Origin of the sequence: Nocardiopsis kunsanensis DSM 44524, assembly GCF_000340965.1 — a bacterium.
GTDB classification, from domain to species: Bacteria; Actinomycetota; Actinomycetes; order Streptosporangiales; family Streptosporangiaceae; genus Nocardiopsis; species Nocardiopsis kunsanensis.
This window is the reverse complement of sequence record NZ_ANAY01000007.1, coordinates 146,931-161,774: the sequence shown is the minus strand read 5'-3', so window position 1 is coordinate 161,774 and position 14,844 is coordinate 146,931. Positions and strand designations below refer to the sequence as shown.

Genomic DNA, 14,844 nt, shown 5'->3' with positions numbered 1-14,844 from the left:
CCTCAGGCCTGGGCTCCGACCCTGACCTCGAACTCCCCCAGCGGGCCGAGCTCCACGAAGAGCTCGTCGTCCTCCTCCAGGGGCGGGGTGGACAACGGCAGCAAGGCGCGTATCCGGCCCGGCCCGGAGGCCGGCCGGCCCTGGTCCGGTCGGACCGTCCCGCGGGCGACCTCGTCCTCGGCGACGAGGAGCACCACCTCGACCGGCGTGTCTTCGATCTCGTCGGCGGTGGTCAGCACCGGCCCCAGGCTCAACTGCACCGGCAGCCCGTCTGCGTCGGTCCACAGGCACGCGGGGGTGAATGCGGCGGTGCCGCCCCCGGAACCGGCGACGGCGGCCACACCCGCGTACGCCACGCGTGCGGTGCGCAGCACGGGCTCGTCGACGCCGGTGACCTGTTCCGGCGGAATCTCCCACAGGTGCTCGCCTGCCCGGACCGGGACCAGGCCGGTGGGACGCACGGGCGCGCACATGCGTGCCTCGGGTTCGAGGATGATCTCGGTCGGGGCCTCGACGGCACGGGCGTGCACCCGGGCCAGTTCCTGCGGTCCGGCTGCCAGGAGTTCGGTCAGCCCACGCTGCTCGGAGCTGCCCAGCACGTCGCCGTCATCGAGAGTCCCGACGCGTTCGCCGCCCCCGCTCGGGGAAAGGTAGGTCACCCAGCGCATCGTGTCTCCTCGTTCCGTCTCGACCGACTCAAGCCTGGCACAGCCCGTTCACAGAGGTCCAACGGCTCCACGGGCTCACCCGGACCCGCGCACGACCAGGTGCGTGTCCAGGACCACACTCGCGCTCGCCTCGGTACGCGGGATCGCCACATCGGTGAGCAGGGTCGCCATCTCGTACCCCATACGGACGGTGGGCTGGTGGACGGTGGTCAGCGGCGGGTCGCTGTGTTCAGCCATGAGGGTGTCGTCGAACCCGACCAGGGCCAGGTCGTGGGGCACACGCAGGCCGCGTTCGCGCAGGACCCGCATGGCGCCCAGCGCCATCATGTCCGAGGCGACGAAGACCGCGTCGGGGGGCTCCGCCGAGTCCAGGAGGCGTTCCATGCCCGCGGCTCCGCCCTCGGCACTGAAGTCGCCCTCCACGACGAGGTCCTCGTCTGCGGGCAGGCCGGTCTCCTCGACGACCTGCCGGTAACCGCGCAGCCGTTCGACCCCGGCGTTCATGTCCAAGGGCCCGGTGACGGTGGCGACACGGCGGTGCCCGGTCTCGTACAGGCGCCGGGTGGCCTCGCGTCCGCCACAGGTGTTGTCGACCTCGACGTAGTAGGGGGTGGCACGGACGTTGGTGTGGGGCAGGCCCCCTTGGACCACGGGCACACCGGCTTCGGTGAGCCGGGCCGGCAGCGGGTCGTCGCGATGCAGGGACACCAACAGGGCGCCGTCGACGTGGAATCCGGCGAGGTAGTCGCCCACGCGCCGGTGCTCGGCCTCGCTGCGGGCGGTGGTCAGCATCAGCTGCAGGTCGCGTTCGTGCAGCACGGAGCTGACGCCGCGGATGATGTCGGCGAAGAAGGGATCGGCGAACAAGCGGTCCCGGGGTTCGGAGACCACCAGAGCGATGGTGTCGGTGCGCCGTGTCACCAGGGTCCGGGCCGCGTGGTTGGGGCTGTAGCCCAGCTCGGTGATGGCGGTGTGCACCGCGTCCCGGGTCCTGGGGCTGACCTGCGCCGAACCGTTGATGACACGCGAGACGGTGCCGCGCCCCACTCCGGCGCGCTCGGCCACCATCTCCAGGGTCGGGCGCTGCCGACCACCGCTCTTGGCCACTTGAGGCCTTCCTCTCCACACGAAGACGGGACGAGGCCGCCCCGGTGCGGTGACCGGGACGGTCTCGTCCACTGTGACGGGGTACACCGCGGAAGGGGTTCGCGGTGCCGGGATCACCGTCAGGAAAAACGTCCCGTACGGGCGAGCTCGGCGTACCAGAGGCCGCTGTCCTTGACCACGCGCTCCTGGGTGGCGTAGTCGACGTGCACGAGCCCGAACCTGCGGGAGTATCCCCACGCCCATTCGAAATTATCCAGGAGCGACCAGGCGAAATAACCGCGGAGGGGCACTCCGGCGTCGACGGCTTCCCGGGCTGCCCTCAGGTGGGCCTCGTAGTAGTCGCGGCGGTCGGGGTCGTGTACCCGCCCGTCCGCGGTGACGGTGTCCTCGAAGGCGCAGCCGTTCTCGGTGACGTAGAGGTCGATCCCACCGCTCTCGCCCGCCAGCCTCAGCAGCACGTCGTAGAGGCCGGTGGGGTCGACCTCCCAGCCCATGTGGGTGACCGGCAGCCCCTGGGAGACGTGCACCTCCTCGGGGCCGGCCCCGAGCCAGACGTCGCCGGCCCCGCTGACCCGTGCGGGGTCGATGCCGTCTGCGGAGGCGGCGACGAACTCCGGGGAGTAGAAGTTGACACCGAGGAAGTCCAGGGGCGTGGACATCGTCTCCAGGTCGCCCTCGCGCACGAAGGAGAAGTCGCTGATCCCGGCCAGGTCGCGCACGACGTCGGCCGGGTAGCGCCCCTTGAGGACGGGGTCGGTGAACAGGCGGTTGCGCACGCCGTCGGCCCGGCGGGCGGCGCGCACGTCCTCGGCGTTGGGGCCGTGGGGGCGGATGACGGCCTGGTTGTGGGCGAGGCCCACACGCACGGGCCCTCCGGTCGAGCGCAGGGCCTGCGCAGCCAGGCCGTGGCCGAGCAGCAGGTGGTGGGTGGCGGCCAGAGCGTCGCCGGCGTCGCGCCGGCCGGGTGCGTGGACCCCCTCGAGGTGGCCGAGGAAGGCCGAGCACCAGGGTTCGTTGACCGTCATCCAGTTGGTGACGCGGTCCCCGAGGGCCTCACCGACGATGCGGGCGTACTCGGCGAAGTGGTGGGCGGTGTCCCGGGCGGGCCAGCCGCCGGCGTCCTCCAGCGCCTGGGGCAGGTCCCAGTGGTAGAGGGTGGCCCAGGGCTGGATCCCGGCCTCCAGGAGGGTGTCCACGAGCCGGTCGTAGAAGTCGATCCCGGCCTGGTTGACCTTGCCGCGGCCCTCGGGGAGCACACGTGGCCAGGCGATGGAGAACCGGTAAGCGCCCAGGTTCAGGTCGCGCATCAGGGCGACGTCGGAGGTGTAGCGGTGGTAGTGGTCGTCGGCCGGGTCGCCGGTGTCGCCGCCCAGGATCTTTCCCGGGACATCGGCGAAGGTGTCCCAGATGCTGCGTCCACGGCCGTCGGCCGTGGTGGCGCCTTCGATCTGGAAGGAAGCGGTGGCCGCTCCCCAGAGGAAATCGTCGGGGAATGCGTTGCTGTCGTTCACTGCTCGGACGCACCTTCCGTCAGGGGGGTTTGGGAGCGCTCCCAACAAAGGAAGCAGACCGCTCCTCCGGTGTCAACAGTCACGGCGGAACGAGGACCGGTGGTGCCGGGGAGGGGCCGGTGGCGGCCGGCCCCTCCCCGGCACCCGGTGGGAAGGCGGATCGGCGTCCCCGCCTCGCGCCACCCGCTCAGGGCACGGGTCAGCGGTTCACCAGGCGGCGCACCAACAGGTCACCCAGGCTCTGCACGATCTGGACGATGGCCACCAGCAGGATGACCGTCGCCCACAGATAGTGGTCGTTGAAGCGTTGGTAACCCTCGCGGATGGCCAGGTCACCCAGACCGCCGCCACCGATCGCCCCGGCCATGGCCGAGTAGGAGATCAGCGTGACCACGGTCATCACCAGGCCGGCGATGAGACCGGCCAGGGCCTCGGGCAGCATCACCTTGCCGACGATGCTGACCTTGCGCGTGCCCATGGCGTGGGCGGCTTCGATCACCCCGCGGTCCACCTCGCGCAGCGAGGTCTCCACCAGACGGGCGAAGAAGGGGACCGCACCGATGCTCAACGGCACGATCGCGGCCGTCGGGCCCAGGGTCGTACCCACGAGCAGGCGGGTCAGCGCCAGCACCGCCACCATCAGGACGATGAAGGGCAGTGAACGCCCGACGTTGACGACGGTGCTCAGCACCGCACGCAGAGCCGGCGCCGGGGTGAGTCCGCCCCGGTCGGTGGTCACCAGCAGCACGCCCAGAGGCAGGCCGAAGAGCACGCTGAAGAAGGAGGCCCACCACACCATGTAGAGGGTGTCCTGGGTGCTCAGCCACAGCTCCGGCCACATGACGGGCCATTCACGGAGGAAGTCCACGACCGGGCCGGCCACGGCCGTGGAGGCCAGAAGCAGATCGGCGGGGTTGGTCATCACTGTCCGGCCTCCTCGACCAGCAGGCCCTGCTGGGTCAGGTAGTCGATCGCCTCGGTCCGGCGATTGCCCATCAGGTCCACACTCAGGCGTCCCACGGACTGCCCGGCGACCTCTTCCACTCCCCCGCCGAGGATGTTGACGTCGACGTCGAAGCGGCGGGTGAGCTCCGACATGAACGGGCGGTCGAAGGAACGCGGATAGGTCACCACAACGGTGTCCGGGCCGCCGTTGTCGGGCAACGGGAAGAGCGATCGGGCCAGCAGGGAACCGGGGGTGCCGATGAGGTCCAGCACCCGGCCCGATTCCAGGAACTCGCCGTCGGCCATGATCGCGGCCGAGTCGCAGATGCGCTTGATGACGTCCATCTCGTGGGTGATGAGCAGGATCGTCAGCCCCAGTTCGTCGCGCAGGCGGCGCAGCAGGACCAAGATCGCCTCGGTGGTCTCGGGGTCCAGCGCCGAGGTCGCCTCGTCGCTGAGCAGGACCTTGGGGTCGGAGGCCAGCGCGCGGGCGATCCCCACACGCTGCTTCTGCCCGCCGGAGAGCTGGGAAGGGTAGGCGCGGGCCTTGTCGCCCAGGCCCACCAGTTCCAGGAGCTCACCGACCTTGGTCCTGCGCTGCGCCCGTCCGACCCCGGCGACCTCCAGCGGGAAGGCCACGTTGCCGGCGACGGTACGCGAGGACAGCAACGCGAAGTGCTGGTGGACCATGCCGATGCGGCGGCGGGCCCCGCGCAGGCCGGTTCCGTGCAGCGATGTCAGTGCCTGGCCGTCGACCTCGACGGTTCCCTGGTCGGGGCGCTCCAGAAGATTCACCGAGCGCAGGAGCGTGCTCTTACCTGCACCGCTCTGGCCCACCACCCCGTAGATCTCGCCGGAACGTACATGCAGGTCGACGCCGTTCAGCGCGGTGACCTGCTTCTTCTTCAACCTGTAGACCTTTTGCAGGCCCACTGCGTCAATCACGGTTTTCCCATCGACATCTCAGCGGTGGCCCCACGGCCCCGGTCCGGGGATCTCGGGGTCGGAGCTCACAGCGTGGGGTTGACGCCCGCACCCGGACGCACGGAGCTGCCGGGAGGGACACCTCTGCGGCGCGCCGTACACACGGCCTCGGCAGGGCTGGTGCGCGACGCGGACGGCTGCGGAGCCGAAGTAGCGAGCTCACCGCCCATGGCGGGGCGGGCTCGGGCAGGCCCGGGACGTTCGCGTTCCGCGTTCGGTCCCGGGTGCTCGTCAGGACGCGCCGCGACAACAGCCGCCGGAGCGCGCGATGGGCGCCGGGGCCGCGTGGGGTGCGATGGTGATGTACCTGAGAGCCTTCACTCGTCCAGACAATCATGAACACATGGGTCACTTCATCTGATCCCGACCACTCATGTGGGTTATTTGTGACACATTGTCCATTTATGTTCTCGGTCGATCCGGCCGCTCCCTCCCCTCCTGGTCCGGCGGAGTGCCTACACTCGGGTGCGTCCCGTGCCCTTCGCCCCGTGCGGGATCACGGGGCGTGCGCACGACCCGCCCGCCGGGGTCCGCAGGCCCTCCGGCAACGACACGGCCCGCGGGCCGAGGGTTCGGGACCGACCCGACGCCGCACCCGCACCACCCCTGCTCCGCCGGGGGCCGGTCGGGCACAAGGAGCGACCACACCGTGCAGTCCGACGACCTCGATCGAGGGTTCGGTCCCCGGGCCGCCCACCCGGACGGGGATCCCTACGCCGACTTCTGGGCGCCCGACCCTCCCAACTGGACCTGGAGTGAACTGGCCTCCTCCGTCCTGTGCGCCCTGAGGGGACCGGGACGCCTACGCGCCGGAGCGCTCGGCGTGACGATGGGCGCTGTGCTGGTCGCCGCACCGCAGGCACCGGTCTCGGCCGCGCTCCCCACGGACGTCGAGAACATGGATACGCTGCGCGACCGTTCCGAGAGTCTGGCTCAGGAGTACGACGGCGAGCTCCGTGACATGGAGGGTGTCATGGAGGAGGCCGAGCGCGCCGAGACGCGGGCCGAGGGCACACGCGAGGAGGTCGAGGAGGCCGAGGAACAGGTGCGCTCGCTGGCCGTGGCCACTTACACCGCCGGCGGCATCGACCCTGCGCTGTCGCTCTTCGTGGAGGCCGAACCGGACGTGGTGATGGACCGCGCGGTGGTCGTCGACTACCTGTCCGGCTCCAACCAGGACAAGATCGACGAACTCGAGCAGGCCCTGGGCCGCGACGAGGTGGCCCGGGAGCACGCCGAGGAGCGCCTGGCCACGGCCGAGGAGGACCTGGAAGAGCTGGAGGACCGACGCGACGAGGTCCACCGGCTCATCGCCGACCACCCCGATCAGCCCATGGAGCCGCCGGACAACATCACCCCGCGCACGGAGCAGATGCGCGACCTCGGCATCGAGAAGTTCGGACGCGGCAACGACGTGGGCGGTGTCGGCTGCTTCCGCGAGGACGGCGGCTGGGTCGTGGGAGAGCACCCCAAGGGGCGTGCCTGCGACTTCATGCTCAACGGCAACGGCCGGATGCCGAGCCAGGAGCAGATCGACCGCGGCTGGGAGATCGCCGAGTGGGCGCGGGACAACTCCGACGACCTCGGGGTCATGTACGTCATCTACCGCCAGCAGATCTGGGACGTACGGCGCGGCGACACCGGCTGGCGTGACATGGCCGATCGGGGCAGCATCACCGAGAACCACTTCGATCACGTGCACATCTCGATGTTCTGACGGAACGGTGTTCCCGGTTGGCCGCTTCCGGCCAACCCACCGACACCTCTTCACCCTTCCCGGTGAAATGGACACGGACAGTGAGAACAGCGCCGCTCCCGACGCCCCGCCGTCGCGGGATCGAACAGGGTTCAATATCGCGGTTCCATTACTTGTACAGCCGTTCGTGCATCACGATTTAATTACGCCAATCCCGCCATTCGGGATGAATGGCACAAATAGGCGACGTTTTTGCCATCTGTCCTGGTCCGGCCACCCCGAGGGCGCACCTCGGCGTTAGGATGCTGACGTCCCGGGACACCTGCCCGATCCCGGCCTGCGGTCGATCCGCCGGTCAGCGGGTGCTCGGCGACCGGGCCCTGGGTTTCGGGGACCACCCCGTCCATCATCGGATCACCGAGGGCCCCGTGGTGTGCGCCCTCGACCCGTCCCCCACACCGGCCTCTCGCCCATGGACGTGGAGGACGCGGAATCCCGTGGAACCAATAGGCGGGCCCACACATCCCACACAAGACGGCGAGACAGTCATCACCGGTCACAGCGATACCGGGCGAGGGGAGCCATGAGCGATAACGGACCTCACAACCAGCCACCGCAGAACCCCTACGGTGGCGGTGAGTACGGTGAGGGGCAGCCGCCTTACGGCCCGCCCCCAGGTGGCGACCCCAGCGGTGGGCATCCCCCCATGCCCCCGGGCCCGCACGGCGGGATGCCCGGACAACCCGGGTACGGGACCGGTGGACAACCCGGCTACGGTCCGCAGGGTCCTGTCGGCCAACCGATGTACGGGGGCGGCCAACCTCCCTACGGCGGTCCGGGCGGCCCCGTCCCGCCACCGCAGAACGGCGGGGGCAAGGGAGGCAGCAAGGCCAGTCTCTGGGTCGTCCTGGGCGGCGGTGCGGTCATCATCGTCCTGGTGGTCGCGGTGATCGTCACCCTGATCAACAAGAACGGGACCGGCGAGGTCTCCGCGGAGCCCAGCGAGGAGTCGGCGGAGTCCACCACCGAATCCGACCAGGCCGACGACACCGGCGGGGACGAGGAGGACGAAGGGACCGAGGGCACCACCGAGGCCTCCGGCGAGGCCCCCTACAGCGTGCCGACGGAGCCCTGCGAAGCCTTCACCTCCGACGTGGAGAGCAACTTCCTCCTCACCGATGAGGGCAACAAGTCGGTGCAGGACAACACCTCGAGCTGCTCCAGCAGGATGTCCGACCCGCCCGAGGGCAACGACTCCGAGTCCTACGGAGCCCTCGAACTCACCTACTCCGTGCCCTACAGCAACAGCGAGTCCGAGGCCGAGGCCGCGGTGGAGTACGAGCGCGGGGTCGAGGAGGTCCTCGGCCAGTCCGACTACAGCCTCTACCTCGACGAGGTCACCGAGGAGAGCGAGGTCGACCTGGGAGACGAGTCCTACTTCGTCGTCAACGGCTACGACTTCGCCGGTGAGGACATCCCCGTGGCCACACTCCTGGTGCGCACGGCCAACCTCAACCTCCGGCTGGAGTACCAGCTCCACAGCGCCTACGACCAGGACGCAGAGCTGGACGACTACACGATGCCCGAGGACGTCCAGGACATGATGGTCGCCGCCGGCGAGGACGCTCTCGCCCAGGTCGGCAGCTGACCCGGAACACACGACACGGAGGGGCCGCGACAGCTCACTGTCACGGCCCCTCTCACGTGTACCGGGTCCCGTGCCACCGGGCACGGGACCGCAGAACTCAGCCCAGGTCGGCCCGCACCCGGCGTGCGGCCTCCACCATGTTGCGCAGGGACTGCTCCACCTCGGTGTAGCCGCGGGTCTTCAGACCGCAGTCCGGGTTGACCCACAGGTGCCCGGCGTCGACGTGGTCGACCGCCAGCCGCAGGGAGGCCTCCACCTCGTCCGCCGAGGGCACCCGGGGTGAGTGGATGTCGTACACGCCCGGCCCGATGGAGCGGCGGTAGCCCCGCTCGCCCAGGTCACGGACGAGTTCCATCCGAGAGCGCGCCGCCTCCACACTCGTGACGTCGGCGTCCAGGGCCTCGATCCCGTCCACGACCGTGCCGAACTCCGAGTAGCACATGTGCGTGTGGATCGTCGTGGTGGGTGCGACCCCGGACGTGGCCAGCCGGAAGGACTCCACCGCCCAGTCCAGGTAGGCCTGCTGCTGCTCCTCGCGCAGCGGCAGCAGCTCGCGCAGGGCCGCCTCGTCCACCTGGATGTGGCGGATACCGGCGCGTTCCAGGTCGGCGACCTCGTCCCGCAGGGCCAGCCCCACTTGGCGGGCGGTGTCCGCCAGTGGCTGGTCGGTGCGCACGAACGACCACGCCAGCATCGTCACCGGGCCGGTGAGCATGCCCTTGACCGGCTTGTCGGTACGCGACTGGGCGTAGGTGATCCACTCGACCGTCATCGGATCGGGGCGTGAGACGTCCCCGTACAGGATGGGCGGGCGCACGCACCGCGAACCGTAGGACTGCACCCAGCCGTTCTGTGTGGTGGCGTAGCCCTCCAACTGTTCGGCGAAGTACTGGACCATGTCGTTGCGCTCGGGTTCGCCGTGCACGAGCACGTCCAGCCCGATCTCTTCCTGCAACGCGATGACCCGGTCGATCTCCTTGCGCAGCAGCGCCTCGTACTCCTCGGTGGGCAGCTCACCGCGACGGTGCGCGGCGCGGGCCCTGCGCAGTTCCGGGGTCTGCGGGAACGAACCGATGGTCGTGGTGGTCAGGGACCTGCCGGAGGTGCCACGCTCCTCGGGGCGCCGGGTGGCGTCCGGTCCCAGGGCCTCCAGGCGGGCCCGCACACGGGTGTCGGTGAAGGTGGGGATCTCCGCGCCGTCCCCGGGCTTCTCGGCGTCCGTGCCCTGGGACAGGGCGCGGCCCAGCAGCGCGGCCTCCTCGGCCTTCTGCTTGGCGAAGGCCAGGGCCCCGCGCAGCTTCGGGTCGAGGCCGTTCTCGGCGTCCAGGTCGATGGGCACGTGCAGGAGCGAGCAGGAGGTACTCACCGTCAGCTCGTCGGTGAGGCCGAGGACGGTCCCCAGCCTGGCCAGGGTGGCGGGCACGTCGGTACGCCAGACGTTGCGGCCCTCGACCACGCCGGCCACCAGACGGGTGGATCCGAGACCGGAGACCTTGACCAGGTCCTCCACACCCTCGTCGTCGGTGACCAGGTCCAGGCCCACGGCCTCGACCGGGGACCCCTTGAGTACACGCAGTGCTTCCGCGCCGATGGAACCGAAGTAGGTCGACACCAGCATCGACGGGCGTTCGGTCACCCCGCCCAAGTTGCGGTAGACACGTTCGAGTTCGGCCGAGCGGGCCCGGCCCTCGTCGGTGGCCAGGATCGGTTCGTCGAGCTGGACCTCGGTGGCACCCGCAGCGGCCAGGTCACCCAGCAGCTGGGCGTAGGCCTCCACGAGCTGGTCGAGCAGCTCCAGGGGCTGCCACCCCTCGGGCGCTTCCTCGGCCGCCTTGGACAGGAGCAGGAACGTGAGGGGGCCGATCAGGACCGGACGGGTGTGGTGCCCGGCGGCCCGGGCCTCGCGGAACTCCGCGACGGGCTTGTCCCCGACCAGTCGCGGGCGCACGTTCGGTGACAGTTCGGGCACCAGGTAGTGGTAGTTCGTATCGAACCACTTGGTCATCTCCAGCGGCGGGGCACCCTGCTCACCACGGGCCATTGCGAAGTAGCGGCGCAGGTACTCCTGGCGGTCCTCGGCCGCAGCGGGCGAGGTGAACCGGGACGGGACCAGGTCGAACAGGACCGCCGTGTCCAGGACACCGTCGTAGAAGGAAAAGGTGTTGGAGGGCAGGTCGTCGACCCCGGCCTCCCGGAGCTGGTCGAGCGCGCCCGCGCGCAGGTCGGCGGCGACAGCGTCCAGTTCCCGGGCGGTCACGGTGCCGTCCCAGTAGCCCTCCTCGGCGCGCTTGAGCTCACGCCGCGGACCGATCCTCGGGTAGCCGTGCACCGTCGAACGCACCGACGGCACGGATGAGGTCGTGTTGCTGCTCATGAAAGCTTCTCTCCCTCGTCGAAAGCCGGGTACCGGCCACGAGGAAGCGACAGCGGACACGTGGGGCGCACACGCGATCCCTGTGGGGAACACACGCCGCACCACCGTCCGTCGGCCCTCCCTCGAGGCTCGGGACCACCGGTGGCGCGTCCGCGCCACCGGGTGGAGGCAGGTCTTCGGACTCATGGGCGTGTCCGGTGCCGAGCACCGAACGGCCTACCGGCCGCCGCTTCCCGGTTCCCGCGCCCTGTCGGGCCGTTCCCCAGTGCTGTTGACGGCTTTCGTTCCCATACACCGCTGCGGGGCAGTCCCGGATTCACACCGGGTTCCCTCTTGCGACACACGGGGTTCCCGAAATATCGGCTCCGCCGACGTGGGAACACCGTGTGTACCTTCCACGGCTGCGAGTATAGACAGACCCCCCGACAGCCCCTACAACCCGGTGTGTGCAAATCCCCGCCCGAGCCGCCTCTCCCCGCGGTCGGGCCGCGCGCCGAGAAGCGAGCGTCGCGCGCGGGAGATGTTCCCCCGCCCCAGCGCACGCAGGACAAAGAACGTGGAGTTTTACCTGGTGAACAAGCGGTCTCTTCCGAACATGGCCCCCGACCGCCCCCTCGCCACCGCCGCGCTGGCCCTCGCGGTTCTCCTGGGACTACTGATCATGGCGACCCGACCGCCGGGCCTGCTCACGGCCGACAGTGCCCAGAGCTCCGACGAACCCTCCGGGGACGAGGAGGTGACCCTCCCTCCGGCCGAGGGTGAGCCCGACGGCCAGACGGTCGTCGACCCCGGCTCGGTCTCGGGGTTGCAGGAGGAGGAACTCTCCTACGACGGCCCGGTGGACACGTCGGTGACCTATCCGGCTCTGCCCCGCGCCGAACCGCTGACCGAGTACCTGGAGGGACGGCTCTCCGACGAGGTGGCCGCGTTCGACCACGCCAATCCCGGGGCCGACTCCTACCGTGCCGACTGGAACCTGACCGCCGCCCGGCAGGGCCTGGTCGGGGTGCGGTTCGTGGCCACGGAGAGCGACTCCGAGGGGGAAAGCGAGCGCTTCTCCACCTACTGGTACGACACCGGACAGGGGCAGGTGCACGGATCCACGCACCTGCTCGACGGGCAGGAGGCGTTGACGGCCCTCAACACACTGGTGCGTGAAGAGTTGGGTGAGGACGCCCACACCTCGGGGATGTACCCGATCTCGGCCCTGTACGACTCGATCGGGTTCAATCCCGACGGCGACCTGGTCGTGGAGTTCGACACCGGCCAGGTGGCCCCGGCCTCCCAGGGCCGCACGCACGCCGTGCTCGACCACTCCGAGGTCGAACCGCTGCTGTCGGAGCTGGGCAACCGGGTGCACGAGGCCGCGACGGTGGGTGTGGACACCTTCGAGATCGCCGAAGCCCCCGACACCGGCAGGGACGACTCCCTCGGCCCCGCTCCCGGCACCATCCTCCCCGACGACGGCAGTGTGGACTGCACGGACACCGGGACCACCTGCGTGGCCCTGACTTTCGACGACGGCCCCGGCGGCGGCACACCGCAGCTGCTCGACACCCTCGGCCGACACGACGCCCGAGCGACCTTCTTCGTCACCGGCCACCCCGTGCAGGAGCACCCCGAGACCCTGCGCCGCGCCTACGCGGAGGGGCACGAGATCGCCAATCACACCCTCAACCACCCGGACCTGACCTCCATCGGCGCCGACGACGCCACCATGGACCTCAGCTCCACCCAGGCGCTGGTGCTGCGTGAGACCGGCTACGAGATGGACCTCATGCGTCCTCCCTACGGCGCGACCGACGGTGGTGTGGCGGCCGTGTCCGAGGAGATGGGTCTGGCCCAGATCCTGTGGAGCGTGGACACCAACGACTGGCTCCACCGGGACGCGGAGAAGGTCGCCGACACGGCGCTGGAGGGGGCCGATGACGGCGCGATCATCCTCATGCACGACATCCACTCCACGACGATCACCGCAGCGGAGGAGATCGTCCAGGAGTTGGAATCGCGCGGGGTCGAGATGGTCACCGTGTCCCAGCTCCTCGGTTCCACGGAGCCCGGGGAGCGTTACACGGACGGTGTCCCCGAGGAAGGGGACCAGGAGGACGCTGACGAGGGTGCTGACGCCAGTGACGGGTGAGTCGGCGGCGCGGGCGACACTCGGGCATTTGACCACATGTGGACAGGTCCCGGGGCGGCGTGACCGGGTCCACTATGTTGCTGCCAGCAGCCGTGCCAGCGCCCCCTCCGAAGGATGAGGAGTCCGGTTTTGTCGTCGACCAGAGCCCACCAGAACAAGGCCGTGCCCGAGCCCGGACGTCGGGTGGCACTGCCCTGGCTGCCCGGTGTGACCGCCATGGTCCTGCTGATGCCCTTGGCCGGGTGCGGTGTCGGGGGCTCGGCGTCGGGCGATCCCGACGCCATGGCGGTCCTGGTCGACGGCACCGGGGAGGACTCCGGCTCCACCGACCACGAGGGGGTGACGGTGCGGACCGGGGACGCCGACTCCTTCGATGACCACCCGTACATCCCCGGAGGGGTGGACATTTCCGTGGCCTACCCCGAGTTCGAGGGGGCCGAGCCCTTCTCCGAGGGGCTGGCCGAGCGGGTCGACACCGAGGTGGCGGACTTCCGCGCCGGGACCCGCGACCCGGTGGCGCTGACCGTCGACTGGCAGATCACCGCCGCGGCCCCCGACGTGCTGGGCGTGCGCCTGGTACGCACCGAGGAGGACATGCACGGCCTCCGGGAGGGTTACAGCACCCACTGGTACGACGCCGCGTCCGGACACACCGCCTACTCCACGGAGCTGCTGGCCGACCAGGAGGCGCTGGAGACCGTCAACGGCCTGGTACGCGACCAGCTGGCCGACGACGGGGACGTGGACACCGCGACCCTGCACCCGGTGCTGCGCACCTACGACTCCATGGGGTTCAACGACGCCGGCGAGCTGGTCGTGGAGTTCGACGACGGCCACCTCTCCCCCGTCGTGGAAGGGCACGTCCCCTCCTCCGAACCGGGGCGCAAGACCGCGGTACTGGACGCCGAGGAGGTCGACCCGCTCCTGTCCGACCTGGGGCAGCGGGCCCGGGAGGCCTCGCTCTCGGACGAGGAACAGGTCACCGTGGCCGCGGCCGGTCCCGAAGCCGGGGAGCCGGGGCCCGTGCCCGGTGTGGTCAGCGCCCAGGACCCGGACGTGGACTGCTACGAGGACGGCACACGCTGTATCGCGTTGACCTTCGACGACGGGCCGCACGAACACACACCGGAGCTGCTGGACCTGCTGTCGGAGGAGGACGTGACGGCCTCCTTCTTCCTCAACGGGAACCCGGCCCTGTCCCGGCCCGGAACGATCCGGCACATCTACGCCGAGGGACACGAGGTCGCCAGCCACAACGACCTGCACGAGAACATGCCCGAGGAGTTCGACGAGGAAGAGCTGCCCGCGCAGGTCGCGGCGGTGAGTTCGATGGTGCGGCGCCAGACCGGGCACTCCGTGGAACTGTTCCGCCCGCCCTTCGGGGCCGGCTCGGAGGCTGTACTGGAGGAGATCGGCGAGCAGGGCATGGCCGAGATCCTGTGGAACGTGGACAGCGACGACTGGCAGGACGTGCCCACCGAGCAGATCGTGGCCAACGTGGTCTCCGGGGCCGCGCCGAACACGATCGTGCTCCTGCACGACCCGCTGGAGACGACGATGGAAGCCGTACCGCAGATCATCGAGGAGCTGAGGGCCCTGGACTACGAGTTCGTGTCGGTCTCCCAGGCGCTCGGCGGCGCGGAGGCCGGCGAGAGCTACCCGCCCGGGGGGCTGGGAGCGCCCGCGCCCTGAGCCGGTCCGGTCCCGGGCAGAACGCGCCCCCGTGCGCTCGTACCGCACACGGGGGCGGGGCCGCGGCCGGTGCCGGCCG

General features: G+C 70.2%; 10 protein-coding genes and 1 riboswitch. Of the genes, 4 read left to right on the top strand and 6 right to left on the bottom strand.

The window, feature by feature from the left end; all coding sequences use genetic code 11:
* Positions 1-2 precede the first annotated feature (2 nt).
* From D456_RS0106630 to D456_RS0106610, 5 genes are all read right to left on the bottom strand, one after another.
* The gene (locus D456_RS0106630; protein ID WP_017575380.1) at positions 3-668 is read right to left on the bottom strand and encodes a hypothetical protein; all 666 of its coding nucleotides are present in this window, start codon (positions 666-668) and stop codon (positions 3-5) included.
* Positions 669-743: 75 nt separating this feature from the next.
* Positions 744-1,775 carry a LacI family DNA-binding transcriptional regulator gene (locus tag D456_RS0106625; protein WP_017575379.1) on the bottom strand — a complete coding sequence of 344 codons (1,032 nt, stop codon included), beginning with the start codon at positions 1,773-1,775 and terminating at the stop codon, positions 744-746.
* Positions 1,776-1,894: 119 nt separating this feature from the next.
* Entirely contained in the window at positions 1,895-3,286 is a 1,392-nt protein-coding gene (locus D456_RS0106620; RefSeq protein WP_017575378.1) for a GH1 family beta-glucosidase, read from the bottom strand.
* 199 nt (positions 3,287-3,485) lie between these two features.
* The gene (locus tag D456_RS0106615; RefSeq protein ID WP_017575377.1) at positions 3,486-4,208 is read right to left on the bottom strand and encodes a methionine ABC transporter permease; all 723 of its coding nucleotides are present in this window, start codon (positions 4,206-4,208) and stop codon (positions 3,486-3,488) included.
* A complete protein-coding gene (locus D456_RS0106610) occupies positions 4,208-5,164 on the bottom strand; it encodes a methionine ABC transporter ATP-binding protein (protein WP_017575376.1) in 957 nt (318 codons plus the stop codon). Before D456_RS0106610 ends, D456_RS0106615 begins: the two co-directional genes overlap by 1 nt.
* A gap of 700 nt (positions 5,165-5,864) precedes the next feature.
* On the opposite strand from D456_RS0106610, the gene D456_RS0106605 reads away from it, so the two are divergent.
* Both D456_RS0106605 and D456_RS0106600 read left to right on the top strand, forming a co-directional pair.
* Positions 5,865-6,932: a coiled-coil domain-containing protein gene (locus D456_RS0106605; protein ID WP_017575375.1), complete on the top strand. Its 1,068-nt coding sequence runs from the start codon at positions 5,865-5,867 to the stop codon at positions 6,930-6,932.
* 562 nt (positions 6,933-7,494) lie between these two features.
* Positions 7,495-8,559, top strand: coding sequence for a hypothetical protein (locus D456_RS0106600; protein ID WP_026115635.1), 1,065 nt, complete (start codon positions 7,495-7,497; stop codon positions 8,557-8,559).
* A gap of 97 nt (positions 8,560-8,656) precedes the next feature.
* Here the strand turns inward: D456_RS0106600 and metE are convergent, their stop codons facing one another.
* Positions 8,657-10,933 carry a 5-methyltetrahydropteroyltriglutamate--homocysteine S-methyltransferase gene (gene metE / locus D456_RS0106595; RefSeq protein WP_017575373.1) on the bottom strand — a complete coding sequence of 759 codons (2,277 nt, stop codon included), beginning with the start codon at positions 10,931-10,933 and terminating at the stop codon, positions 8,657-8,659.
* A gap of 166 nt (positions 10,934-11,099) precedes the next feature.
* Positions 11,100-11,327: riboswitch (cobalamin riboswitch) on the bottom strand.
* A 201-nt stretch (positions 11,328-11,528) separates the two neighbouring features.
* Here metE and D456_RS0106590 point away from each other — a divergent pair.
* Both D456_RS0106590 and D456_RS0106585 read left to right on the top strand, forming a co-directional pair.
* Complete coding sequence (locus D456_RS0106590) at positions 11,529-13,073, top strand: polysaccharide deacetylase family protein (RefSeq protein WP_040698872.1); 1,545 nt, start codon at positions 11,529-11,531, stop codon at positions 13,071-13,073.
* A gap of 129 nt (positions 13,074-13,202) precedes the next feature.
* The gene (locus D456_RS0106585; protein WP_017575371.1) at positions 13,203-14,765 is read left to right on the top strand and encodes a polysaccharide deacetylase family protein; all 1,563 of its coding nucleotides are present in this window, start codon (positions 13,203-13,205) and stop codon (positions 14,763-14,765) included.
* Positions 14,766-14,844: the final 79 nt, after the last annotated feature.